General features: G+C 41.3%; 24 protein-coding genes. 22 read left to right on the top strand and 2 right to left on the bottom strand.

The window, feature by feature from the left end:
• Window positions 1–88 precede the first annotated feature (88 nt).
• Window positions 89–316, top strand: coding sequence for a hypothetical protein (locus SRRS_RS06525; RefSeq protein WP_371367307.1), 228 nt, complete (start codon window positions 89–91; stop codon window positions 314–316).
• A 241-nt stretch (window positions 317–557) separates the two neighbouring features.
• Here SRRS_RS06525 and SRRS_RS06530 read toward each other — a convergent pair whose 3' ends face one another.
• Entirely contained in the window at window positions 558–1919 is a 1362-nt protein-coding gene (locus SRRS_RS06530; RefSeq protein ID WP_371367309.1) for an APC family permease, read from the bottom strand.
• A 537-nt stretch (window positions 1920–2456) separates the two neighbouring features.
• On the opposite strand from SRRS_RS06530, the gene SRRS_RS06535 reads away from it, so the two are divergent.
• The 16 genes from SRRS_RS06535 to SRRS_RS06610 all read left to right on the top strand — a co-directional run bounded on the left by SRRS_RS06535 (window position 2457) and on the right by SRRS_RS06610 (window position 20277).
• Window positions 2457–3134 carry a hypothetical protein gene (locus tag SRRS_RS06535; RefSeq protein WP_371367310.1) on the top strand — a complete coding sequence of 226 codons (678 nt, stop codon included), beginning with the start codon at window positions 2457–2459 and terminating at the stop codon, window positions 3132–3134.
• Between the two features lie 90 nt (window positions 3135–3224).
• Window positions 3225–3566, top strand: coding sequence for a CGGC domain-containing protein (locus SRRS_RS06540; protein ID WP_371367312.1), 342 nt, complete (start codon window positions 3225–3227; stop codon window positions 3564–3566).
• A gap of 402 nt (window positions 3567–3968) precedes the next feature.
• A complete protein-coding gene (locus SRRS_RS06545; RefSeq protein WP_371367314.1) occupies window positions 3969–5705 on the top strand; it encodes a sigma 54-interacting transcriptional regulator in 1737 nt (578 codons plus the stop codon).
• Window positions 5706–5834: 129 nt separating this feature from the next.
• A complete protein-coding gene (locus tag SRRS_RS06550; protein ID WP_371367316.1) occupies window positions 5835–6269 on the top strand; it encodes an OsmC family protein in 435 nt (144 codons plus the stop codon).
• Between the two features lie 486 nt (window positions 6270–6755).
• Window positions 6756–8801 (top strand): OPT family oligopeptide transporter, encoded by a 2046-nt coding sequence (locus SRRS_RS06555; protein ID WP_371367318.1) that lies wholly within the window; start codon window positions 6756–6758, stop codon window positions 8799–8801.
• A 313-nt stretch (window positions 8802–9114) separates the two neighbouring features.
• Window positions 9115–9558 carry a MarR family winged helix-turn-helix transcriptional regulator gene (locus SRRS_RS06560; protein WP_371367319.1) on the top strand — a complete coding sequence of 148 codons (444 nt, stop codon included), beginning with the start codon at window positions 9115–9117 and terminating at the stop codon, window positions 9556–9558.
• A 99-nt stretch (window positions 9559–9657) separates the two neighbouring features.
• Entirely contained in the window at window positions 9658–10089 is a 432-nt protein-coding gene (locus tag SRRS_RS06565) for a cupin domain-containing protein (RefSeq protein WP_371367321.1), read from the top strand.
• A gap of 240 nt (window positions 10090–10329) precedes the next feature.
• A complete protein-coding gene (locus tag SRRS_RS06570) occupies window positions 10330–11196 on the top strand; it encodes a class I SAM-dependent methyltransferase (protein WP_371367323.1) in 867 nt (288 codons plus the stop codon).
• 118 nt (window positions 11197–11314) lie between these two features.
• Window positions 11315–12529: an acyltransferase gene (locus tag SRRS_RS06575; RefSeq protein ID WP_371367325.1), complete on the top strand. Its 1215-nt coding sequence runs from the start codon at window positions 11315–11317 to the stop codon at window positions 12527–12529.
• A 231-nt stretch (window positions 12530–12760) separates the two neighbouring features.
• Entirely contained in the window at window positions 12761–13612 is an 852-nt protein-coding gene (locus tag SRRS_RS06580; RefSeq protein WP_371367327.1) for a MurR/RpiR family transcriptional regulator, read from the top strand.
• Between the two features lie 138 nt (window positions 13613–13750).
• On the top strand, window positions 13751–14569 hold the full coding sequence (locus SRRS_RS06585; protein ID WP_371367329.1) for a carbon-nitrogen family hydrolase: 819 nt from the start codon (window positions 13751–13753) through the stop codon (window positions 14567–14569).
• A 30-nt stretch (window positions 14570–14599) separates the two neighbouring features.
• On the top strand, window positions 14600–15400 hold the full coding sequence (locus SRRS_RS06590) for a serine hydrolase (protein ID WP_371367330.1): 801 nt from the start codon (window positions 14600–14602) through the stop codon (window positions 15398–15400).
• Window positions 15387–16502 (top strand): mandelate racemase/muconate lactonizing enzyme family protein, encoded by a 1116-nt coding sequence (locus tag SRRS_RS06595; protein WP_371367332.1) that lies wholly within the window; start codon window positions 15387–15389, stop codon window positions 16500–16502. The genes SRRS_RS06590 and SRRS_RS06595 overlap by 14 nt, the downstream gene beginning before the upstream one ends.
• A gap of 13 nt (window positions 16503–16515) precedes the next feature.
• Window positions 16516–17721: a M20 family metallopeptidase gene (locus tag SRRS_RS06600; protein ID WP_371367333.1), complete on the top strand. Its 1206-nt coding sequence runs from the start codon at window positions 16516–16518 to the stop codon at window positions 17719–17721.
• A gap of 433 nt (window positions 17722–18154) precedes the next feature.
• The gene (locus tag SRRS_RS06605) at window positions 18155–19498 is read left to right on the top strand and encodes a citrate transporter (protein ID WP_371367335.1); all 1344 of its coding nucleotides are present in this window, start codon (window positions 18155–18157) and stop codon (window positions 19496–19498) included.
• Between the two features lie 242 nt (window positions 19499–19740).
• Complete coding sequence (locus tag SRRS_RS06610) at window positions 19741–20277, top strand: DUF1697 domain-containing protein (protein WP_371367337.1); 537 nt, start codon at window positions 19741–19743, stop codon at window positions 20275–20277.
• A 15-nt stretch (window positions 20278–20292) separates the two neighbouring features.
• On the opposite strand, the gene SRRS_RS06615 is transcribed toward SRRS_RS06610, so the two are convergent.
• Entirely contained in the window at window positions 20293–20694 is a 402-nt protein-coding gene (locus tag SRRS_RS06615; protein ID WP_371367339.1) for a VOC family protein, read from the bottom strand.
• A gap of 296 nt (window positions 20695–20990) precedes the next feature.
• Between SRRS_RS06615 and SRRS_RS06620 the strand changes: the two genes are divergently transcribed.
• The 5 genes from SRRS_RS06620 to SRRS_RS06640 all read left to right on the top strand — a co-directional run bounded on the left by SRRS_RS06620 (window position 20991) and on the right by SRRS_RS06640 (window position 25422).
• The gene (locus tag SRRS_RS06620) at window positions 20991–21563 is read left to right on the top strand and encodes a PadR family transcriptional regulator (protein WP_371367341.1); all 573 of its coding nucleotides are present in this window, start codon (window positions 20991–20993) and stop codon (window positions 21561–21563) included.
• The gene (locus SRRS_RS06625; protein ID WP_371367343.1) at window positions 21556–22317 is read left to right on the top strand and encodes a 4Fe-4S binding protein; all 762 of its coding nucleotides are present in this window, start codon (window positions 21556–21558) and stop codon (window positions 22315–22317) included. Before SRRS_RS06620 ends, SRRS_RS06625 begins: the two co-directional genes overlap by 8 nt.
• Before the next feature lie 3 nt (window positions 22318–22320).
• A complete protein-coding gene (locus SRRS_RS06630; protein ID WP_371367345.1) occupies window positions 22321–22797 on the top strand; it encodes a hypothetical protein in 477 nt (158 codons plus the stop codon).
• 395 nt (window positions 22798–23192) lie between these two features.
• Complete coding sequence (locus SRRS_RS06635) at window positions 23193–24485, top strand: glutamate-5-semialdehyde dehydrogenase (protein WP_371367347.1); 1293 nt, start codon at window positions 23193–23195, stop codon at window positions 24483–24485.
• 286 nt (window positions 24486–24771) lie between these two features.
• Window positions 24772–25422, top strand: a complete 651-nt coding sequence (locus tag SRRS_RS06640) for a hypothetical protein (RefSeq protein ID WP_371367348.1) — start codon at window positions 24772–24774, stop codon at window positions 25420–25422.
• Window positions 25423–25426: the final 4 nt, after the last annotated feature.

The raw sequence follows: 25426 nt of genomic DNA on the forward strand, positions 1-25426 counted from the left end.
AAGCAATCCCAAATTTTTCAATGTATTGGATACGTTAATCAGCAGATACTATGAGTGTAAAGGGTCTGTAATGGTCGAGCCAAGAGTGGTGTCGGATATCGCATGGGTGTTCGGCATCAGTCGGCCAAAGATTGGCGTCGGATCGGAAGGTTCGGCGTTAGTCGGCGGGAAGATTGGCATGGGTCTTGAAAGGCTGTGCGGTAGCCCAACTGCTGCTGTATGGTCCCAAGGGATTTATGTCAGTCGAGCTAAGACTGCTACGGGTTGTGAACAATACGGGTCGTTTGCAGTCGGGAGATTGCAGGCGGTTCAGTAGCTATCTGTGGTAGTCGAGCAAAGGTTTGCATCGGTTGTGTAATGCTTGTGGGTAGGCGAAAGTCTGCGTATAGGTATGTAATGATCGGTGTAGGCTGTAGCGTAGATTATTGCAGGCTCTTTACTTATATAGTCATTTAAAGCCACTCACACCGTGAGTGGCTTTTCTATAGTCAAGTGTTACGAAATGAGAAAAACAAACGGCTTGCCTTTTTAACAGCAAGCCGCATCGAGCAGATATATTAGTTCTTTTTAGAGTTTACCAGCATTCCAATCGCCATAATTACGGCGAAGATGATAAGGTAGAATATAACCGCCTTGCCATGGGAGTAACAGGCAGCAACTACCATGAAGATACAGGCGCATACAGCAAGAGCCGGCATGATGATCCGTTTAAAGAAGTTTAGAGAAGCTTCTTTAACCATCATCATTACGAAAATCGGAATGTACATGGCGTAGAGAGTAACGATTGGCAGCTCTGAGCTATCAAAGCTAAATGGTCCAAACCATGGAACAGGAACTAGATTGGCGCCAAAGAAGTACAGCAGCCATGCTCCGCACAGCATCAGACCTAGAATAGAGGAGTTGGTCGGCATATCAGTGTTCTTGTCGATGACTTTGAATACTTCCGGCTCAGGTCCCATATCTCTGGCCGCCAAAGCGTAAAATCCACGGGTACAGCCCAGCATTAAACCATTTAAAGTTCCCAGACAGGAGATAACAACAAAGACAAACAGAATGGCGCCGCCGATATTTGAGAATACAGAGGAGAATGCCAGTTTGGCGCCAGCTTCGCCGCCTTTCATCATAACGCTGTTTTCGACAGCTCCGGCAAGTCCAGTATAATAAAGAATATAAATTAGAGCTACAAACATAGTTCCGAAGGTGAGTGCCAGAGGAAGATTTCGTTTTGCATTTTCTAATTCGGCGTTAATACTTGTTGCGATAATCCAGCCTTCATAAGCAAAAGCGGTAGCAACAACAGCGGTGAACAGAGGATTGCTGCCAGATACGTCGGCAATAACGCCGCTGGTAAAGTTCTGGACTAAAATACCGTTTTTCAGACCGACAATTGTTCCGATAAGTGCCATCAAAGCCAGCGGAATTAATTTGATTACGGTGGTAGATACCTGGAATTTACCCGCAAGCTTTGGTGATAGCGCATTCAAAGTATAACTTGCCAGCAGGAAGAAGCCGGAGAGCGCCATTGCTTCGCCACCTACGATGTTCCAGCCCATCAATACACAGGTGTATCTTGCAGATACCCATGCAAGTACCGAGGTAAGAGTCGGGTAATAAATGGCCGCGAGGAACCAACCGATGAAATAGCCATACTTACTACCGAGAGTTACTTCAGCGTAGTCTACAACACCACTAACTTTCTCATACATGGTGGCCATCGTTGCAAACACATAGGCGCAGACAATCATGATTAATCCGCCGATGAACCAGGCTAAGATACCCATAGGAAGATCGCCGCCGGTAGCGGTCAAAACTTTTTCAGCTTTGAAAAATACACCACTACCAATTACAATACCAACAACCATTGCGATAGCGGTCAAGAGACCATACTTTTTCCGAAGTGCGTTTTCCATATTCTCCATAGTTTTCAAATCCTTTATTTTATTTTGTTTGCCAAAAAAAATATGTCATCTTTTTGGCACATTGCTTCAAGCGTACCATAGAATCGTAAAAAAATAAATGCATTTAATGAAAAACATTGTAAAATGCTGTAAGGGAATGAACGTTATAAAGTTAAGATTATAACTATTATTTCGGCAGAGAGAGGAAAAATACTGCGCAGTAGGTTTGATACTATGCACAGTATTTTATAAAAGATAATGTAACGTTATGTTTTCCCTTTGGGGCACGGACATTTTTGAATTGACCTCCTATTCTTTTGATTTAAACGATTGTTTATGGCACATGCCACATCTGATACATCGTTGCTACAGAAAATAATAATATATTTTTGGCTTGTACAATTTAATCATATTACAAGTTTACAAATTAGTCTACATATAAAGATTGCAATTACATTGGTATTTATAAAAAACTATCCAATTTGGCGAAATTTGTGGTAAAATGTTGAAGGTTATTATTTAATTAGAAGATGTTATGTTTTAATATAAGGAGGAACAATGCGAAAAATAGTTGCAGCATTATCCATGGGTCTTATACTTACAGGTGCCACCGTTTATGCTTCCCCGGCAGCAGAATTTGAAAGAGGAGCTGTTGTATTAGAAGTTGGCGGTGCTTTTAATTCCAAGGTCAAAGGCCAGGGGTATATGAATCTTGATGCCGACGGCGATTCCGGCTACAAATATTCGGTAACTGCAGGGTTAAGCGATAAGTTTGCTTTACAATATAAACATGGTGACTTCAAATCCGTATATAAGACTGTTACAGTACCAAGCCTTGGTTCACTAACTACCTACGCCGAGGCTGAACCAACAGACATCCAATTGTTATACAAGATAAACCCCAACCTAGTGTTAACTACCGGCTATGAACATACTAAAATCTCTTATGGTCGATTTGTTGAATCTGCCACCCGCTCAGCTTTTCATATTGGCTTAACCGGTACACACAAAATAGACGATAAAACCACTTTATTTGCGACAATACTGACTGGCAAAGACGTGGATTTTAAAGAGGCGGGAGTAAGCTATAAACTGTCCCCGAGAAGCGCATTTACTGTTTCTTATGCCGAACGTAAGGTAAAGGATATGGATTTGAAGATAGCTCGTGTACCACAGACTAGTAAAGTAGATTATACAATGACAGGCATTACCTGTATGTTTGCTACCAGAATTTAAAACACAAGTCCGGCAAACCGAATTGCCGGGCTTGCTTTCTTCAGTTATCTATGCGAAAGTACTATCTTAGTAAAAATTTGAGGTGAAGTTATGAAAATTGCTATACTCGTTAGGGAAGAGACTATGCAGCGTTGTACAGGCAAAGGGTGCCTTAACGCTTTTTTTCAGAAAAAGGAATCCTTTGCTGGATATGAAGATGAGATTGAGCTTGTCACCTTTACTCATGCTGGTGGTGATATTGACCATAAAATCGAAATGATGCGTAAAAACGGAGTTGATGCGGTGCATTTGTCATCCTGTATGCGGGCGAAGGCAGCCAATTATGAAAGCCTTGCTAAGCGTCTTGCGGAATACTTCGACGTTGTTGGCTATACCCATGGAGCGGAAGAAGGTAAGGAACGAGCGGCAATAATTATAAAAAAAGAGGGGTAGTGCGGCGATTGGGGTGGCTAACCCCCGGGAAATATCATGACATTAACGGAAAGTTACAAAACAAAACTGGCAATCATCTTTCGAAGATGTGGCCGGTTTTTTAATTACCGTCTTTTATTTAATTTACATTTCTTCAATGTTGAACCACCAACTTCTCTTATAAGGATAATGTCATATATAAATGTACGCAAATTTGATGCCAAGGGCTAATGCAGTAATTCTCTGGGGCTGAGGGCGTTTTCTCAAAAGAGATGATAATTAAGTGATAAAATTGGTAAGTGGTGATAAATATAATAAATGTGGTAAAATCAAACCAGAAATGTCGTGGAAAATTTTAAAATATAATTGTTAATATGTAAAGACAGAGGATACGTACAAGTCGGAAAGCTGGGAAAGGGGATCATGCAAGTGACAAGACTTCGTTTGATTCAAGCAACAGCGCAACAAGTATCGGATGCAATTTATAGTGCCTTTGGCATTGATGCTACAGTAGTTGACGAAGACCTGTGCCGTATCGCGGGTACAGGTCAGTATAAAATGAAGGTTGGCCAGAAGATTAGCGGCGATAAAACCATGTATCGGGATGTTTTAGACAACGCTAAAGAATATATAATTCCGGATGTCAAGGAAAGCCATGAGTGCCAGAGATGCGATAAATTTTCTGTTTGTCCTACACGAGCTCAGCTCTGCTGTCCAATCCTATCAGGCAAGGAGGTGATAGGAGTACTGGCACTTATTGCCTTTTCTTCGGAGCAGCAAAGGGAGATAGTAGACAAAGGGCAGCAACTGATGAATTTTATTCGAAAAATGGCAGATCTCATGTCCTCAAAAGTGGCCGAACAGGAAAGTGTAAAGCGTCTAATTGTTTTGAAAAAGCAATTGGAGACTGTAATCAATTTCATCGCTGAAGGCGTATTGGCTGTCGATCAAACAGGTATTATTATCAGTATCAATTTTACGGCAGAGAAGATGCTGCATGTTAGAGCAAGCGATATACTTGGGTTTCATATAAATGAAGTATTGCCTGGGTCACCGGTTACAGAGGTGCTTCGTAACGGCGTGGGCTTCATTGACAGGGAAATCAGTATTTGGCATAAGGGTCGTCACCATCATTACCTATTCAGCGCCAAACCAATGACGGTAGACGGCATAGTACAAGGTGTTGTGGCTAGTTTTCGTAACGTAAATCTTATGGGTAATACTGCAGCCGTTACTTCGCGGGTTACAATGGAAGATATCCGCGGGAGCAGTAAATCCATTTCGGCAGTGAAGTTCGAGGTAAAGAAAGCCTCGGAAAGTATGGCTACGGTACTTATCATGGGAGAAAGTGGAACCGGCAAGGAAGTGTTAGCCAGAGCGATTCACTTCGAAGGTGAAAGAGCGGCTCAGCCATTCATAGCTGTCAATTGTGCCGCTATTCCTGATAATTTGATAGAAAGTGAATTGTTTGGCTATGACGAAGGTTCCTTTACCGGGGCGCGAAAAGGAGGTAAGCCTGGTAAATTTGAGATGGCCAACGGTGGAACGTTGTTTTTGGATGAAATAGGTGATATGCCTTTGGCACTGCAGGCTAAATTACTGCGGGTGCTGCAGGAAAAAGTGATTGACCGGCTGGGGTCAACCCGGTGCGTGCCGCTTGATATTCGTATTATTGCCGCTACCAATCGTGATTTGGAATACATGGTGCAGCAGGGTCAGTTTCGTGAAGACTTATACTACCGGCTCAGCGTTTTTCCTATCATACTGCCGCCGCTGCGTGACCGACGCGATGATATTACTGAACTAGTCGCTTTCTTTTGTCAAAAGCATGCAAATTTTTACGGCAAAAAGGTGAAAGATATTTCGCCAATGGCTAAAAAAATGCTGCTTACCTACAACTGGCCGGGCAATGTCCGGGAACTGGAAAATGCTATGGAACGGGCGGTTATCCGGATGACAGGCGATGTAGTTCAAGTTGAAGATTTACCAACCAAGATTGTCATTCATAAGCATTCGATGCCTGTTACCGATGAATATGCCTCAATCAAACAGGCTTTGAAAAGGTTTGAAAATACGGTGGAAGGCAAGAAGCAGGCAGCAGAAAGTTTGGGAATTGGAATTGCCACCTTGTATCGAAAAATCCGTAAATATAATTTGTAGAGAAAACTAGCCGGTCGGAAAGACCAGGATATTTTTGACTCTAATTCTCTGTCTTCTGAAATGGCACCAATCTTGCATAAGATGTAAGCAGAGTATCAGTATAACGCAACTATAGGAAGGGGATATAAGATGAAGATTAATGCAGTGTGGGAAGGGCAACACAAATTTGTAGCAACTGGAGAAACTGGCTTTAGTGTGTTGATGGACACGGGGGTGACTGACGGCGGTGAGGGCAAGGGACCTAAACCTTTAGAACTTCCGCTGATGGGTCTTGCCGGCTGCAGCGGTGTTGATGTTGTAGCAATTTTGAAAAAGATGAGGGAACCAATGAAGTCGCTCAAAATTGAAATCGATTCTGAGCGTAATCCCATTGAACCGAAAAGGTTTACATCGATACGGCTGCTATTCCAGGTCGAGGGGGAAGTAAAACCGACCAGTTTGGAAAAAGCTATCCGCCTTAGCCTGGAAAAGTATTGCTCGGTCTCAAACAGTCTCAATGCTAAGATTACTTATGCCTATGAAGTCAACGGTCAGCGCTATCCGCAAGAAGGATACCTTGACTAGAAACAAAACCGATACTCGCCAAATTAAAAGCTTTGAATGTAAAAACTACTCTGTCAGCAACAGGGTAGTTTTTACACTGTATGTCCTTGTAGAAGATACATAAGTAATATTCTTAATTTGTATAAAATTTTTTAAATTTTCAAACCCCCACTTACTTGCTGAAAAATAACAAATTACTGGACTTTTAAGACTTAAAATAGTTAAAAATCATCAATAGTCTTCCACTTTTAAGTAGATTTTTACGATAGTTTTAATTTTTAGTGGTTTATTGTCCGCATGACAAAAACAGCAAGCAGGAATTTGTGGTAAAATATAGAAAATTAAAATTTAAGAAGCTATTTCTTTGTGTTATTCAGTTTACTACAATACTTCCAAAGCAGTTTATACCAGGTATTGCAGTAATCGCGATGGGGGGTGAGTTTTCAAATCTGGAAAATTGTAGCCAATTCAAGATGGCAAAAAATTTATTAGAGGGGGAGTGTACATTTGAAACAGGTAGATTATATGAGTCATGACTTAAACGTGCCTGAACTTACGTTTAGGGGAATGTTGCTCGGAATGCTGATTACGGTCATTTTTACAGCATCAAACGTTTATTTAGGATTAAAAGTAGGTCTTACATTTTCATCGTCTATTCCTGCAGCAGTTATCTCTATGGCGGTTTTGAAAATGTTTAAGGATGCCAATATTTTGGAAAATAATATGGTACAGACGCAAGCTTCAGCAGCAGGTACTCTTTCAGCAGTTATATTTATCATTCCCGGCTTGCTAATGATCGGATATTGGCAGGGGTTTGCTTTTTGGCAGACATTAATGATTTGTGCATGTGGCGGCAGTCTCGGCGTGTTGTTTACCATTCCGCTCCGGCGTGCAATGATTGTTAATAGTGACTTGCCTTATCCTGAGGGGCTGGCAGCAGCAGAGATTTTGAAAGTAGGAAGTGGTAGTGCTGCCGGATCCGAAGAAAATGGTGTAAAAGATATTTTAGCTGGCGGTTTTGTTTCGGCTATTATCAGTTTTTGCACCAGTGGATTCCAAATTATTTCCTCGGAAGTTCACTATTGGTTCTCCTTTGGTAAAATGACTTCACAGCTGCCCATTGGTTTTTCTACTGCTTTACTGGGAGCTGGCTATTTGATAGGTATCGCCAGTGGTATGGCAATCCTAGTGGGTGTCATTTTGGCGTGGGTTGTATTTGTTCCTTATCTTACCTCTGTGCTGACACCGGCAGCCGGTCAGAGCGTTAATGCATTTGCACAAAGTGTATGGGCGCAAAAAGTACGGCTTATTGGTGCTGGGACAATCGGTATTGCTGCAATCTGGACACTGATTACGTTAGTTAAGCCAATCCTTGAAGGTATGCGCATTTCCATTGAAGCTATGAGTAAGTCGGAGACAGGAAAAAATCTGCATCGTATGGATACAGATATGTCGCCTAAAACAACTGGCATGGTTTTAGCCGTTATTATCGTTGGCCTGCTGGGAACCTTTTACTCCTTTATTGCCGATGCACACTTGGCAGCAAGTACTACTTGGATTTTTGTTGTCGTAGGTGTTGCTGTTGCTATCTGCATGGGATTCTTTGTAGCTGCGGCATGTGGCTATATGGCCGGCTTAATAGGTACATCGGCCAGCCCGATTTCCGGTATTGGCATTTTGGGTATTATTATTTCCTCCCTTGTCGTATTGGGAATCGGTTCAACAGTTAGCCTTTTCGATACTGCAATGGGCACTAAATTCGCCATCGCTTTAGCGATTTTTATGACCAGTGTTATTGTCAGCATTGCTGCTATTTCCAACGACAATCTGCAAGACTTGAAGACTGGTTATCTTGTTGGCGCTACCCCGTGGAAACAGCAGGTGGCTTTATTACTGGGCTGTATTATCGGAGCTTTTGCGATTGCACCTGTGCTGAATCTACTCTATGAAGCCTATGGTTTTGTCGGAGCTATGCCGCGTGCCGGAATGGACGAAAGCCAAGTGTTGTCCGCACCTCAGGCAACGTTGATGGCCACGATAGCAAAAGGTATTTTTAGCCATAATCTCGACTGGAATTACATTCTTTTTGGTGTAGGTGTCGGGGTTGCTATCATTATTGTAGATTTACTTTTGAAAAAGAGCACGGCAAAATACTGCCTGCCTCCGTTAGCTGTAGGCATGGGAATTTATTTGCCGCCTACGTTGGAAACGCCGCTAATTTTAGGTGCCGTTATGAGCTATTTTGTAACTCGGTATCTGCGTGACCGGGCGCGTGAGCGGAGTCCGCAAAATGTCGAAGAAGATGTGGAAAAGTGCAACCGTCATGGTGTGCTATTTGCGTCGGGACTTATTGTCGGCGAAAGCTTAATGGGGGTTATCATCGCCATTATCATTGTATTCTCAGTAACAAGTGGTGGCAGTGATTCACCGTTGGCCCTTGTAGGCAAAGATTTTGCCTCCACAGCTGATTTATTAGGCTTGCTTGTATTTATCGCCATGATTGTCATGTTTATTCGTCGTGTTGTTAATGTAAAATTCGAGGCGAATAAATAGTCGGCAATAATACATGCAATAAAAAATGATAAAAAAATAATTTAGTGGGGGCTGCTGCATAGCGGCTCCCACTAAATCATTTTCCATTCCTGTCAGAAATAATATAAAAATTCTAAGGTGGCTATCTTGTCCTTTTATATATAATAATAAATTATTATATCGCTTACCTGCTTATACTATGATAAAATGCTGAAACTTATCTAAAACTAGGAAACAAGGGGCGGGCTTTTATTGAATAGCGGGCGCTATTGACATACATTGCTAGCAACCCTATAATAAGAGTGTATATACACTTAAAAGAAAGGCACATAAGATGAAACAGATAATCGAAATATATCCCAAGCCTCCGAGTCCTTGCAATTGTATGAACATTCGCCGGGCATCTCGTGCTGTTACCCAGTTTTATGATGATATGCTGAAACCTAGCGGACTTACCACTGCTCAACTAGGGGTGCTTCGGCATATCGAAGTGGTAGAACAGATAACTATCAGTGAGTTAGCTACCATGATACGTATTGATCGAACCACGCTAAACCGTAATATGAAGCCGTTAGTTGATGGTGGGCTGATAAGTATTAAGCAGGGGAAAGATTTACGCACAAAGCAGGTAATGTTAACAGATACTGGGAAAGCCGCGGTGGCTAAGGCATGGGAACGATGGGGTGAAGCTCAGGTATTGCTTAGGGAATACCTCGGTAGGGAGGACTTGGGTAAGCTTACACAACTTTTATCAAAGCTAGAGGCGCTTGTGCCTTAATAATGTTGTTTTACCTGAAGAAAAGAAATTTTTAAACATATATGTGTATATACACCGATAAATGTAGGCATTTTTGAAAGATGAAGGGAGTTTAATTACATGACAACCAAGGAAAATAATTATACATCGCTGGAAGTTGGGACCTTTGAAAGTCTTTTGAGTCGAAATTATAAAGGTATCGAGGGAAAGTTTTTTATAGGTAATGAGCTTGGACTTAGTGGCTGTGAAGTATCCCTGAATCGCTTACCGGCCGGCAAGGCAGTTCCATTTGTTCATGCTCACAAGAAGAACGAGGAACTATATATTATTACTGGCGGTAATGGTACTTTCTTCGTTGATGGGGTTGAATTTAATGTTCAGGAAGGCAGCTTGGTGCGAGTGGCCCCGGCAGGAGCACGTGCGTACAAAGCCGGTGATAAGGATCTATATTTTATTTGTATCCAAGCGCAGGCAGGAAGTTTAACCCAGGCTACGCACGAAGACGGTATAATACTTAATACCAAGGCTTCATGGATGAATGGTAAAAAGTAAGAGAGCAGCCATACGAGTATATAAGACTGGTTACTGTTTCATTGTTACTTAAAGGCAGCATTGAAAGCACTGGTGCTACATAAAGCCCAGTGCTTTTGCTTTTGCCTCGGCCAGTATATCGCGGTGAAACAAGATACACCAAATACATTTCTTGTCCTGCTAATAAAAGAGTGTTATACTTATGTTGGAAATAATACCAGTAAATGTTATGAAAAGTATAGTGTATGGGACGGTAGACAAATGAGTTTCAACTTTATTAGAGGCCAACGACTTGACATAAATCTATTAAACGAAATATCGCGAAGACCGGAACTGTTTGCAAAAGGAACGGACAGCCTGTGGGATGATCCCCACATTTCCAGGCATATGTTATCGGCACATCTTGACCCCGGCAGTGACGCCGCCAGCAGAAAAATTTCGATTATAAATCATACGGTTACTTGGTTAGCAAAGCAATTCAGCAAGAGTAAGGCGGATATTCTAGACCTTGGCTGTGGACCAGGCTTATATGCAAAAGAACTGGCGGCATTGGGGCATAATGTTGTGGGTATGGATTTTTCCAAACGCTCTATTGAATTTGCAACAGCAGATGCTGCAAAAGAAAATCTAAAGATAGAATATATTTATAAGAATTACCTTACGATGGATTTTGACGCCAGGTTTGATGTCATTCTGCTCATTTATTGTGATTTTGGTGTACTTAGCAATAGCGAAAGAGATGAATTATTAAAAAGAGTGCATAAAGCTTTGCGGCCGGGCGGAATGTTTATCTTTGATGTGTTTAATGAAAAATGCCCTTGCAGTAAAATCATTCAAAAGGGATTATCAATTGAAAAGGACGGTTTTTGGGCGGAGGGACAATATCTGAACTTATTTGAAACTTTCCTTTACCCCGATGACCGGGCTTTTGTTGATCAATATGTCGTTATTGGAGAAACCGGTGATATAAAAGTGTATCGAGCCTGGAACCATTATTATTCAAAGGATGAAATCGGGGAAGTGCTGGGTAGTTTTAATTTTTCCAAGCATAGATATTATGACAATATTATAGAAAGCAGCAACTTTACTTCTACGGACGTAACTTTTATCGTGACCTGTAAGGCTTGAAAACCGAGATTAGGAATTTCCGGAACTCCTGTTCAATTGTATTAATTTGGCAGGAGTTTATCATTTTGGGAGCCAATATTCCCAAATAGGAAGTAGCGTTAAGAGGGTTGTGGGAAATATGGAAAAAAGCATTGAGCGAGAGCGCTGCTATTATGTTGATTGGTTAAGAATAATAGGAATAATTTGTGTGTTCCTTTTTCACAATACTAGATTTTTTGACCTTATAGACTGGGAATTGAAGAATCAACAGACATTTATAGAGCCGACTATCTTAGTTATGTTCGTTAATTTTTGGATAATGCCACTGTTTTTTTTGCTTGCTGGTGCGGGGACTAATCTGGCATTAAAGGCCAAATCAACATTTCAGTTCATCCGTGACAGGTATTGGCGACTGGTTATTCCATATATATTTGGGATATTAATTCTCATACCGCCGCAGAGATATGTTGAATGTTTGAGTAAGGGTAAGTTTTCTGGGAATTTTCTGGATTTTTTGCCGTGGTATTCGGAACATAAGCTGTTTATCGGAAAATTTGGCTTTAGTCCGGTGTGGTTTGGGGAACCGGGGACTCATTTATGGTTTTTGGCCTTTTTATTTATTTTTTCGGTAATTGCTTTGCCAATTATTCATTATCTGGAAGGCGAGAGTGGCGAAAGACTCATAAAACTAATTGGGGTAGCTTGTAGAAAAATTGGTGGTATATATCTTTGTGTAGTGCCGCTTGCCATTGTTAAGATATTATTACAGCCTATCTATCCGAAGTATTTATCATGGGCAGATTTTACATATTGGTTTCTAATCTTTATTTTTGGCTACATATTATTCTATGACCCGGAGTTTGTCGAGAGTGCAGAACGACATAAATTCATTTCATTAGGTCTTGGTATATTCTTTCTAGTAATATTGCTGGTGATTTTTACATCTTTTCTGGACTGTTTAAAGAACTGGTGGGACCGTCCGGACTATTCTTTGGGTTGTATACTTTTTCATATAATGTGGGCTTTTACGACGTGGTCATGGCTGATGTTTTTCCTGGGAGCAGGTAAAGCATTCCTTAATTTCCGAACTACATGGTTGAAAGCAATCAATGAGGCAGTGATGCCGTTTTATATGCTGCATCAGACAATTATTTTGTTGATAGGTTTCCATATCATCCAATGGCATAGTAATGCATGGTTGAAGTATCTCGTTATTAGTTCTTCCTCCTTTATCGCTATTATTGCAATATATTATTTTCTTATATTGAGATTTAACTGGTTACGCATATTATTTGGCATGAAACCTCTTATCAGTAATGTAATTTTGCATAGCGATATAAAGAGAATAAACTAAGCCTAATGTACATCGAAACCGGCAATCACGTTAGATAGTGATTGCCGGTTTTTCATTGTTTTGTCAATAATATAGCTAGAAATTTAATAAAAATAAAAAATTTAATTAATTTCGACAAAATAGATTTTTTAAGAAGGAATCCTGCCAAAAAGAGAGAATGTAATAAAAACAATCAAAAATACAACAAAAATGAAACGTTTGTTACATGAAGCTAAGGAGTGTGTGTTAAACATGCAAGAAAATATTTTTACGATTATTGGAAAAAAATATCCTAATTTTTCACGTACTTTTAAATTAATATCTGATTTCATAACTGTGAACTATTCGGTTGTGTCGTTTCTATCTGTTCAGGAACTAAGTGAAAGGGTTGGCGTAAGTACCGCAAGCATTGTGCGGTTTTGCCAAGAAATTGGCTATTCCGGCTATCAGGCGCTGCAGCGCGATATACAAGTTATGGTGCAGGGAGAAGCAGCACCTATGCAGGAACTGCGCACCTCTTTATCTGATTTTGATGAAGACCCGCTGCAACAAATGTTTAAGTTAAATATTGAAACCCTTGAAAGTGCTTACACAGAAAGCTTGGCAACTGAATTCAGGAATGCAGTTGAGAGTATGAGTGCGGCTCAAAAAGTCTATATCATTGGCCTAAGATCCAGTTATACGGTTGCCTATTATGCAAGTTTTCTGCTTTCGCAGTTCATGGAAAATGTAGTGTTGCTCTCGGCGGGAACAAATGACTTGTTTGATCGTTTGGCTAGTGTCAAACCAGGCGATGTCGTGTTGGCCATCAGCTTTCCCAAATACACTCACCTTACCCTGCAGGTAGTTGAGTTTATGAAAAATCGCGGGGTATCTGTGATAGCGTTAACTGATCGCCCTTCCGCTCCCATAGCACTTCATGCCGATATCACTTTAATGTCCAAGAATAGCAGTAAAACTTATTCCTTCGTTTCCGCTATGACCATAATTAATGCGTTAGTTATTGCCCTGGGGCGGAAAGATACCGAGCGGACAATGCGCAGCTTAAAAGAAAAAGAAGAAATTGCTAAACAAGCGGGGATTTACATCCAAGTCAAAGAGTAGAAGGAGGATGCATAAGATATGTTTCAACATAGCGGCGACGGCCAGAAAGGGGATGATAACTTTCATTAGCAATTAACATCTGATTTCACTACATTACATGCGATTGGTATGTGATCAGTCGAGAAAGGAAGGATGTATATGTCTTTTAAAGTGGCTGCAATTCAAATGGATATTGCTTATAAGGAGCCTGAGCGCAATCACCGGCATGCCGGTGAATTAGTTGAGAAGGCAATGCAGCACAAACCCAATGTAATTGTGCTGCCTGAGACCTGGACTACCGGCTATTCCGAAAGTGTTTTTCATGAGATAACCCGCTATGCCGAGATGGAATCAGGTCCTACGATGTCGGTGCTGCGCAGTTGGGCCGCAAAGTATGGTGTCTGGTTCGTCTCCGGTTCATTTCCGGAAGTTGATGGTGCCAACATCTATAATACCGTTTTTCTTATAGATCCAGAGGGTAACATTACCGGTAAATACCGAAAGATGCATTTGTACTCGGCCATGGATGAGCATATTGCTTTTACCAATGGCCACGAGATGCCGGTGTGGCCGACGGAATTAGGGACTGTGGGCATGATGACCTGCTATGATATTCGCTTTGTTGAATTGTCACGTACTTATGCAGTACGCGGAGCGGAAGTCATTTTTGTGGTATCTAATTTCCCTAATCCCAAGGTGAATCACTGGCGAACCCTGCTGCAAGCGCGGGCAATTGAAAATCAGTGTTACATTGTAGCCTGCAACAGGGTTGGGGCAGCTGAGAACAGTACCTATTTCGGGCATTCATTGGTTATCGATCCTTGGGGAGAAATCGTAGCCGAAGGCGATGACAGCGAAAATGTTGTCACCGGTATTATTGATTTATCCCGGGTAGCCGATGTGAGAAAGAAAATACCCATGTATTCGGACCGGCAGCCCCAAAGTTATCCCCGGGATATACTCTTATATCGCAGGTAGTCAGGCTATTAAGTGAAAGGGGGTGATATAGTGATTAGAAAAGCGATAACCGAAGAATTGGATAAGCTTAGCGGTTCATGCGGATTGGCAATTCACGATCTTGAAACAGGCGAGGCTGTTTTGGAAAACGAAACTGAGGTATTTCCGGCCGCCAGTATAATCAAGCTGTTTATTCTCTGGGAACTGTTTCGTCGTGTTGATACAGGTGAGATAAATCTGTGTCAGGAGCTTATGTTACAGGAAACGGATAAGGTTGGCGGTTTTGGTATCTTAAAAGAGTTGCATACCGGTCTAAAGGTAACCTACCGGGATCTGGCGCTGCTGATGATTGTACTGAGTGACAATGTTGCAACCAATATCTTAATTGATACGCTGGGAATGGCAAATATCAATGCAACTATTCGGCAGCAAGGTTTTTTGCATACCTCGCTGCAACGAAAGATGATGGATGGAAAAGCCAAAGAGCAAGGGCTGGATAATTATACTACAGCTTATGATGTGAAGATGCTTTTGATGGGCTTAGAACAGCAAACAGCAACTTTGTCGTCTGCCAGCCGGCAGCAGTTTATCGATATTCTCAAACAGCAGCAGTGCAATAATAAGCTGCCAACGCTGTTGCCAACGGGGACTATCCTGGCCCACAAAACCGGTGATTTGCCGCAGGTGGAACATGATGCCGGGATTATGTATGTTAAGGATAAGCCTGTCGTTGTGGTTGTAATGACCAAAGACCTGGTAAATAACTTGGAAGGCGTTAAGTTCCATAACGTAATAGGTAAAATTGTATATGACTACTTTAGCAGCAGGAGGGTTCGCAGTGACGAAAAGTGATGTTATTCGTGATATCGAAGTAAAGGTGATTGAATTACCACTCAAAAAACAATGGAAAATTGCTTTATATGCAGCGAAGACGAGGCCGCATGCCGTTGTTCGTATTCGTACAGAAAACGGGGTTGTTGGTTACGGTGAAGTTTCTCCATCGCCGGCCTTTATGGGAGAAACCGGTTATACGGCCGAACTGGCTATTAATAAGTATCTAGCTCAGGCAATACGTGGGGCCGATATTTATGATTTGGAAACCATTCATGCAAAAATGAATTCCGCAATATACGGTAATTATGCCGCAAAATCAGCGGTTGATATCGCGATACATGATTGTATCGGCAAAACGTTAGGAGTACCTGTTTATAAACTGTTAGGCGGGGCGGCCCGCAAAAGTGCGGAGTTAAGCTGGGTTGTTGGTATGCAGGATGTCGAAGGATCAATCGCAGAAGCCAAGCACTATGTTGGATTAGGGTACAAGGTTATCAAAATTAAAGTTGGTATTAGTCCGGAGCAGGATTATCGTGTGGTTAAGGGCATTCGGGAAGCATTAGGCGATGCGGTGGCACTGCGACTGGACGCCAATCAGGGTTATGATTTCCGTACAGCCGTCGAAGTATTTTCACGCATTGAACAATTCAATTTGGAAAGTATTGAACAACCGGTAAGACGCTGGGATATTGAAGGTATGAAATATGTACGCAGCCGCTTAAAAACCCCAATTATGGCTGATGAATCAGTATCTTCTCTGCATGAGGTTATGACTGTTATCCGTGAACAAGCGGCTGATCTGGTAAACCTCAAGGTAGGCAAAGTGGGTGGCCTGCACATTGCCAAGAAAATTGCCGCTGCCTTAGAAATTGCCGGCATGACAGCTACCGCCGGCAGCAATCTGGAAGTTGGTATTGGTTCGGCGGCTAGTGTTCACTTTGTACTAAGCGCTGACAATCTATCGGTGCCGCATGACATGATGATTGGCGGACCATTGCATGAGTATGACCTAATTACTTCTGGATTGACGGTAACTAATGGAATGGTTAGCTGCTCAGAAGCGCCGGGCTTGGGCGTTGAAGTGGATGATACTGCTATCTTTGACAAGGCAGGCCGATAAGAGGATGCCCAATATGCAGTCTAATCACATTCGAGACGAATGGTCAGCAGTAAAATCGGCGGTACATGAGTTGCGGTGGGCACTACATCAGCGGCCGGAGCTAGGTTATCAGGAACATCGCACCACGCAGGTGATACAGGAATTTCTGTTGAAACACGGGGTTGAGTGTAAGCTGTTTCCGGAAACTACCGGAGTAGTAGCATTTATTGATAATAAGGCTGCAGTAACGGTAGGACTGCGTGTAGATATTGATGCGTTACCGCTAGAGGAGAATACCGGGCATCCGCAATCTTCTCAGAACCCGGGAATTATGCACGCCTGTGGTCATGATATGCATGCAAGCATCGGGGCCGGTGTGGCAATATTGGCTTCGCGCCTCCGGCAATATATGCCTGTTAATGTAAAGGTAATTTTTCAACCGGCTGAAGAATGCAGTCCTAATGGTGGTGCAAAAAAAATGATTGCGCTACATGTGCTTGAACAACCACCTGTGGACTATATGTTAGGTCTCCATGTCTGGCCGGATTATAAGGTAGGAGAGATTGGAATTAGGCCTGGAGCGATTATGGCAGCATCCGACAAATTCAGGATTATAGTAACAGGTGTGAGTGCTCATGCGGCACAGCCGCACAAGGGAACTGATTCCATCTTAATCGCTTCAGAAATAGTAAATGCCATATATAAAGGCATACCCCGAAAAGTTGACCCGTTTGACCCCTATGTTCTTACTATTGGTGAAATATCTTCCCGTGGTCGTTACAACGTAATTTGTGATCATGTAGAAATGAGTGGAACGATTAGAACTTTTACCGCAGCGACCAGGACAAGTATTCATAAATGGCTGGCTGACATGGTGAGTCAAGTTGCCGCTTTGCATCAGGGAAAAGCGGAAGTGATCCTTGAGCGAGGGTACGATGTTGTTAGTAACGATATGACCTTAACAGCTCAATTTACGGCTCATGCCCAGGAAGTATTAGGTACGGCAGCTGTCAAAACAGGCAACCAGCCATCACTGATCGCGGAAGATTTTAGTGCCTATAGTCAGATGGTTCCGTCAGTTTACTTTCATTTGGGCTGTGATTGCCAGTATCCGCTGCATAGCGATCACTTTCTCGCCAACGAAGAAGCTTTGGATGTTGGCGTAGAGTTGCTAACGACTTTTCTGCTAGCAACGCAGGCAGCTAATGGCCGGAATGTCAGTGAAAAGCCAGCTACCTAAAAAAATGCATGCATACGGGGGTTAACAACATGGTGTTTAATTGTATGCCGGCAAAAGCCAAACTAAGTATAGCAAGCGTTGTCTGTTTGTCTAAAAATATACAAAAAAAACGGTTGCGCGTAAACCAAATTGGTTGCGCGCGAACCGTGATGATATGATGCACCCTTCCTCCCCAGAAAGATTGTGCAACTATCCTACAGTACTATGCCTGTTCCTCGGACTTGAAAAAGCCAAGTACACTGTGAGAGAACAAGAATAGCTCATTAAATACTCATTTTAGTTTATAAGAGAGTTCTTGTCAATACATCCTACTGCCAGTGGTTAGCGGCGGTAATAGATAAAAAAGATGTACTGACGCGGACGTATATAAGTATATGCATACGGTTGAAATATACTGAATTTTTGTACGGAATGAAATCAAGGAGGAATAAGTATGATTTTTGGCTTACACCCAATTCTGGGATTTTTACCCTTGGTTATCTATATAATTCTGTCCTTTATGGGATGGGATGTAACGTTGGTTCTACTGTTAAGTGTTATTTTGGGCGCTGTATTGACAGGTACCGGTTTATTCGCCTTCGGACAGGCAATTACGTCAGGACTAGGCTCATTCTTGGGAATGATCGGTTTTATTATCTTGCTTGGTGCCGGTGTTGGTGAAGTATTAACAGCAACAAAAGTGGCCCAGTACATTGTTTGGCTGGTTATGAAAAAACTGGGTGTTAACAGTTTGAAACGAGCTATCCTTGCCGTAATGGCATCGTCGTTGATTATTGTTGCTTTACTTGGCTCGCAGGCTGGCGGCAATGCCATACTGGCTCCGATCGTCATTCCTATTGTGGCGGCGCTCGGGATGACGCCCAGTACGCTTGCCGTGCTGTTGCATGGCGCGGGTGCAACCGGTTTGTTCCTCGGGCCATTTGTGCCGCCGGTTGTAACCACGTTGGCTTTAACCCATATTTCCTATTTTGATTATTTACTATATACAGGTATTCCGGTATCTGTTTTAATTTGGATTGTTACCTATTTTATCGCTATCAGAGTACAAAAAAATACACAGGGAAAGTATGCATATACTGCCGAAGATATTGGTGTTAACGAGCAGGATATTGTTGGTAGTGACGGTCAGCCTAGTTTCGTTAATGACCAAACAAAGCGGGCCTTTTCCGCGTTTTGGATTTCCATGCTGGCACTAGTTATTTTTGGCATTATGACAAAAGCCGGAGCTGCTTATGTAGTAACGGTAATGACAGTCATTGCTTTTTTGACAGGGGCGGTAGGCGGCCTCTCCCTGGAACAGTCGCTTAAGGCACTGGTACGGGGCGGGACAAGAATGTACTGGATCTTTTTCATGTTTATTCTTTACGAGCCATTTTTGCAGTTTATCACTAAATCAGGGGCATTTACCTGGATGACAGAATGGTTGACACCATATCTGCAAGGGGCAGGCAAAGGGTTATTCTTGTTTATTTCTACTACCGTTGGTCTTGTGGGTATTCCGGGTGCCGCAGTCGCCCATGAAAAGATTATTCACGAGCTCTTTGGTGCGATGGCAGCTGGGGTTGGAATTCCCATGTATATTTGGTCGGTCGCTTTACTGGTGGGATCACAGCTTAACTTTTTCATGTTCCCGACCGGGGATATTATCGGACAAATGGGACTGGCTCGTTCCAAAGACCTGCCGTCCATGATAAAGCATGGTTTGTCAGTAACTGCAGTAATTATGTTGTATTTAGTTTTGATTTCAGTTTTAGTGCATTTCGGTATCTTAAATTAGTGGATATTGGTGTTGGGTGATGGCGAGGGGCGGTAGTGCCCCTCGCTTTTGTTTTGTCTGTTTAGAATGGATTAAAGATGACTCCGTAAGATAGAATTAGGTTTAATATAATACAATACGAATAATTAGTTGAGTACTGTGACAAAAAAAGAAATCATGGGAGAAACTAGACTAGTAGTTAAATTTCAGAAAGTTAGGCTAGAGCTGTTCTGCAAATTTTCGGAAAGACGAGGATGAGTTTATTGACTACTTTCATTGGATTATTAAGAGGAATCAACGTGGGTGGACACAGGCGCATAAAGATGGCCGATTTAAAACGACTCCTGGAAAACCTTGGGTTACATGAGGTGCAGACCTACATCCAAAGTGGTAATGTTTTGTTTGAATCGGAGCATGATGTAAGCCTTCTGGGGCAGCAAATTCAACAAGAAATACAGGCGGTGTTTGGCTTCGATGTACCTGTAATTCTAAGAACTGCAGCGGAACTGGATCGGTTAATAGAGAACAGCCCCTTTGCTGTAATGCCGGGACTAAATGTCGCTTTTCTCGCCGCGAAGCCTACACAAGAAGCTGTGCATGAACTAGTTTCCTATGATGCTGGCGATGATAAGTTTTCTATCAGTGATATGGACATTTATGTGCTGTATCAAGGGGACGTCCGTAAATCACTGCTTACAACCAATTTCTTTGAGAAAAAACTCAAAGTTTCGCTAACAGTACGGAACTGGAATACTATCATTACGTTAGCGACGTTGAGCAAAAAAAATAAGGATATTTAATCAGACAGTATATACCTAAAGAGATAATTGCCACGTTACCCCGTAAGTATCTGCCACCCAGCCGAACTTCCTGCTAAAAGGGTAGGTGTCTAAAGGCATCAGGACTGATCCGTCTTTGGCCAGCTGCGTAAAAATGCGATCAAGCTCGTTTTCGGTTTCGCATTTTACATATAAGGATATGGCAGGAGTAAACGTAAATTCGTGTTCGATATAGCTATCTGTACACATAAATATTTGACCTTTTAGTGAAAATGTGGCCTGTAACACGGAACCCACTTTGCCGGCATCGTTTTCGCCATAGCGGGTAATGGTTATGATTTCCGAGTCATCGAATAAATGGGTGTAATAATTAATGGCTTCTTCCGCTTGGCCGGAGAACATTAAAAACGTATAAATTTTTTGACTGGATTTTTCCACTTAATAACACCACCTATTGAAAATACAGGGTAATAAGAAATCATAGTAAATCTATTATCTATGTTAGTTTTGTCATTTATGTACCTCAGTGTCACATCATGCTATTCTTTCTAAGTAAATTAAGGGGAAGATGAAAACTTTTATACAGGTGAACAAGATGATATAAAATCCTGCTAGTTCATGGTGTAACTAGCAGGATTTTAACGTAAGCAGAAGTGTGTAGATTGACAAATATGCATTTTTTTGCTATATATTAATTAGATATGTATCAAAAAGATATATGGGAGATGAACATTTTGGCGAGGGAGAACAAATCGCGATATGTTATTTTAGGCTTATTGGCACATGAACCAATGACCGGATATTCTATAAAGAAAAAAATTGAAAGTAGTATCAGTAATTTCTATGATATAAGTTATGGACAGATATATCCTGAGCTAGCAAGACTCGAGGAACAAGGTTTAGTTGTTATGAAAGAAGATACCAATGAGAACGGCATAGTGCGTAAAGTGTATTCGATCACGGTGGACGGCCATGGTCAGTTGCAGGATTGGATTGCCAAGCCGGTGGAAGAAGAGAAGATACACTATGATATTCTGCTCAAATTGTTTTTTGGGGGACAGATATCTGTAGGAGAGAATATAGAACATATTAAAGCGTTTCGCGACAGGGCGGCGACGAAACTTGAAATGTTTGAAGAGTTTGAAGCTACTTTAAGGATATTGTTAGGGGAAAGTGTGGATCATGCGTATTATTTATTGACTGTTATGTTTGGGAAGAAAGCGTATAAGGCCTATTTAGAATGGGCTGATTATGCTATTGATTATTTGTCTGAACATAAAAATAAAAGAGGTGGTTGTTGTGAATAGGCAACAATTTAGAAAGTTATTTATATTAATTTCGTTTTTGCTATTTCCTATAACGATGTATTATTTTTCGCCGGTAATTATTATTTTTGGTGCGGCACGGGGAATTATTGCTGGCAGTTTTATTATGTTTGTGTTTATGTTTTTAGCAGCTTTATTTTTCGGTAGGATTTTTTGCAGTTGGTTATGCCCAGCAGCCGGATTGCAGGAAATGTGCATGGGGGTTACTGATAAGACGGCGGGGAGTAAATACGATTTGGTAAAGTATTTTTTATGGGTTCCATGGATAGGTACGATAATTGCATTGTTTATTTTCGCAGGCGGAGTACATAGTATTGACCCGCTTATGGATACAATATCAGGAATCTCAATAGCAAGACCTGATAACTATATCATATTTTACTTTTTTATTTCTTTGATTCTCATTACAGCACTTACTGCCGGGCGCCGAGGGTTTTGCCACTATGTTTGCTGGATGGCTCCGTTTATGATTATCGGTGATAAATTAGGCAATTTAATACGAACAAATGTAATTAGGCTAAAAGTTGATAAAGAAAAATGCATTAATTGTAAGATATGTACTCGTAATTGTATTATGAGCTTGCCGGTAGAAGAAATGGTGAAGAGCAACGCTATGGATCATACTGAATGTATTCTATGCGGTATGTGTGTTGATACTTGTCCGAGAAAAGCCATTTATTTTGAGGTTGGTTGGAAGTTAATAGCGGGCAATAAAACTATTAATAAGGGGCAATAACATATGGGAGATATTGCAATATATTGGAGCAGTATGATTATTTCTATAATGGTGCTTGTTCCAAATTTACTGTGGTTGATTTTTCCATCGAGCAATACACTATCGACTGGAGAAGGGAAGAAATCTTTTTATCTAACCATTATGGAAAGGACAGGACAGTTTGGCGTGATAATGATTCCCCTATTTTACCCAATTGTATTGAATGATGCGATGAGTGGTGCTTATTTAATTATCATGTCGCTATTACTGCTGATTTATTATGGAAGATGGCTTCGGTTTTTCCGAGGGGGCCGGAATCATATGCTCTTATTCCTGCCTTTGTGGCGAATTCCAATTCCCCAGGCAATTGGCCCTGTTCTATATTTTTTCTTTTCAGCAGGGCTACTTAAATCTTTTCCCATGTTACTGGCAGCTTCAGTGTTTGCAATCGGACATTTGCCAGTTAGTTATAGAGAATATTTGCGCATATTTGGACTATAAGTCTAGGGGGAACATGAGTTGCCCTACAGAATTCAATATGGGGGCGGATTTTATACCTGTCTTGGTTATTATAGAAAAAGGTTATCTGGCAATATCTCACTGGCGCGACGATAGTTCTATTTGATTAGTACTAATATAATATTTGCTTAAAATAGTTACAAATAGTTAAAATAATCTTAGATATGTTACAATTATATATAATAAATGGAGTGCTATTTCTCTCAAATTGCAAACGAGATAGTTAATAGGGATATACCCGGAGTAGTCAAAGCGGAGTGCTATCGTTTGAGTGGGAATAGTGTTTTATCATTAATCAAAAGGATTCCAACATAAATTGGACATTAATTTTGATTGCTTTAACATAATAGAGTATGGAGAGGAAGAGCAACATAAATATGAATGAGCTAGCTCACCGGGTAAAGGATGCTTCTCTAAGACTGGCTGGAGTTGGAACAGATCGAAAAAATGAAGCTCTGGCCCAAATAGCGGAAGCATTAAAAAACAGTAAGGAAAAAATCATAAAAGCAAATAGAGAGGATCTTTTGCGAAGTAAACAGGAAAATCTCCCTGAGCCGTTACTAAAACGATTGAATTTTGATGAGGCGAAAATTGAAGTTGTAATTGATGGGATATTCAGCCTCATCCATCTTGATGACCCCGTAGGTAAAACATTACTTTCCACTAAATTGGATGATGGACTGGAATTATATAAGGTAACTTGCCCATTAGGGGTAATCGGTATTATTTTTGAGTCTAGGCCTGATGCCATGGTGCAAATTGCAACCCTCTGTTTGAAAAGCGGAAATGGCGCATTGCTTAAAGGTGGAGTCGAAGCACGGGAGACAAATCGTGTACTTGCCGAAATAATTATTAAGGCAACGGAGAAAGCAGGTATCCCATCAAATTGGTTTGCTCTATTGGAAACGCGTTCAGAAGTTAGTGAAATGCTTAAGATGAATCAGTACATTGATCTTATTATACCGCGCGGTTCTAATGAATTTGTCCGATATATTAAGGAAAATTCAAAAATTCCGGTCATGGGACATTCGGATGGTATCTGCCACTGTTATGTAGCTGAAGATGCCGATGTTAATATGGCGATAAAAATTGTGTCGGACGCAAAAACAGAACATGTTGCTGCATGTAATGCCCTTGAGACACTGCTAGTCCATAAAAAGATAGCTCCGGAGTTTTTACCGGTCTTGAAGGAGAGTTTAGATAATAAAAATGTAGAATTAATAGGCTGCTCTGAAACCTGTGGATTGATTTCGGTAACTGCGGCGCCGGAAGAGGACTGGAAAACAGAATATCTTGATTACAAACTTTCTGTAAAAATTGTCACCGGATTTGATGAAGCAATTGAACATATTAATACATATGGTTCGGGACATACAGACATTATCATAACTCCGGATAAGGAAAAAGCAATGCAATTTATGGAATACGTTGATTCGGGAAATACTTTTTGGAACTGTTCGACACGTTTTAGCGATGGCTTTCGTTATGGATTTGGAGCCGAGGTAGGGATAAGCACCAATAAGCTCCACGCTCGAGGACCGGTTGGTCTGGAAGGATTGGTCATTTATAAATATAAACTTTTAGGAAGTGGGCAGATTGTAGGTGATTATACCACTCGCTCAAGGACTTTCAAACATGAAAAAATGAAAAAGGAATTCCCGTTAGTATAGTAGTAAAAAGCAATAAAAACGTTATGCTTAGCATGCAAATACTTTTTTGCATATAAAAAGGTTATATAATTAAAAACGCCTCGAAGTTTATTTAGTAGACTTCGGGGCATTTTTGTGTGTGACATAACTTTGAATAATACGTCGGGAAGCCTGGAACAGTTAGAAGTGTTTAGAAAAATAGTTGCTTTGGTTGTGTATTAAATTTGTTGATAAAATATAGGACGAATTATTGATAACTTTACTTTATAATAAATACAAAAGAATGCTAAGGAGAGAGATTATTTTTATGCAAATCTATGCTCCGGGCTGTGCACTGATGATCTATAAACCGTTGCTTGCAAATAAGGTGAATCATTTTTTAAGCCAGGAAATAGGTGATATGCTGCAGCTTTTGACTTGTTGCCGGCACGCCCCAAATGTAGAGCATGGTACGCAAATAATAAATACCTGCGCCGGCTGTGACAAGCGATACCGGGAACTGTATAATGGGATTACGACGATATCGCTTTGGGAGATACTAGCGGATAGTAAACTATTTCCTTTTCCTGACTATAAAGGAAACGAAATGGCTATCCATGACGCTTGCCCAACCCGTTCCGAAGAAAGAGTCCATCATGCTGTCCGGAAGCTGCTTGCAAGAATGAATATTAATGTGATTGAGCCTAGTGCAACCCGAACTCAATCTGTTTGTTGCGGAGACAGCTTTTATGGAACAATGCCGGCCGAACAGGTGAAGGAGCAGATGAAAAAACGTTCCGGGCAGATGCCCTGTGATGATGTTGTGGTTTATTGTATTTCCTGCATCAAAGCGATGCATATTGGTGGTAAAAAACCACGCTATCTTATTGACTTGTTGTTTGCGGAAGATACGATTATTGGTACTTTTGAACCGAAACAATGGCATGATGAATTGCAAGAATTTATTGACAGGCATTAAAGAG

The organism is Sporomusa rhizae, assembly GCF_041428845.1.
GTDB classification, from domain to species: Bacteria; Bacillota; Negativicutes; order Sporomusales; family Sporomusaceae; genus Sporomusa; species Sporomusa rhizae.

Bases quoted from the DNA above. Each gene is read 5' to 3' on its own strand.
- SRRS_RS06530 (WP_371367309.1), bottom strand. From the start codon at position 1,919: ATGGAGAATATGGAAAACGCACTTCGGAAAAAGTATGGTCTCTTGACC.
- SRRS_RS06535 (WP_371367310.1), top strand. From the start codon at position 2,457: ATGCGAAAAATAGTTGCAGCATTATCCATGGGTCTTATACTTACAGGT.
- SRRS_RS06540 (WP_371367312.1), top strand. From the start codon at position 3,225: ATGAAAATTGCTATACTCGTTAGGGAAGAGACTATGCAGCGTTGTACA.
- SRRS_RS06545 (WP_371367314.1), top strand. From the start codon at position 3,969: ATGCAAGTGACAAGACTTCGTTTGATTCAAGCAACAGCGCAACAAGTA.
- SRRS_RS06550 (WP_371367316.1), top strand. From the start codon at position 5,835: ATGAAGATTAATGCAGTGTGGGAAGGGCAACACAAATTTGTAGCAACT.
- SRRS_RS06560 (WP_371367319.1), top strand. From the start codon at position 9,115: ATGAAACAGATAATCGAAATATATCCCAAGCCTCCGAGTCCTTGCAAT.
- SRRS_RS06565 (WP_371367321.1), top strand. From the start codon at position 9,658: ATGACAACCAAGGAAAATAATTATACATCGCTGGAAGTTGGGACCTTT.
- SRRS_RS06570 (WP_371367323.1), top strand. From the start codon at position 10,330: ATGAGTTTCAACTTTATTAGAGGCCAACGACTTGACATAAATCTATTA.
- SRRS_RS06575 (WP_371367325.1), top strand. From the start codon at position 11,315: ATGGAAAAAAGCATTGAGCGAGAGCGCTGCTATTATGTTGATTGGTTA.
- SRRS_RS06580 (WP_371367327.1), top strand. From the start codon at position 12,761: ATGCAAGAAAATATTTTTACGATTATTGGAAAAAAATATCCTAATTTT.
- SRRS_RS06585 (WP_371367329.1), top strand. From the start codon at position 13,751: ATGTCTTTTAAAGTGGCTGCAATTCAAATGGATATTGCTTATAAGGAG.
- SRRS_RS06600 (WP_371367333.1), top strand. From the start codon at position 16,516: ATGCAGTCTAATCACATTCGAGACGAATGGTCAGCAGTAAAATCGGCG.
- SRRS_RS06605 (WP_371367335.1), top strand. From the start codon at position 18,155: ATGATTTTTGGCTTACACCCAATTCTGGGATTTTTACCCTTGGTTATC.
- SRRS_RS06630 (WP_371367345.1), top strand. From the start codon at position 22,321: ATGGGAGATATTGCAATATATTGGAGCAGTATGATTATTTCTATAATG.
- SRRS_RS06635 (WP_371367347.1), top strand. From the start codon at position 23,193: ATGAATGAGCTAGCTCACCGGGTAAAGGATGCTTCTCTAAGACTGGCT.
- SRRS_RS06640 (WP_371367348.1), top strand. From the start codon at position 24,772: ATGCAAATCTATGCTCCGGGCTGTGCACTGATGATCTATAAACCGTTG.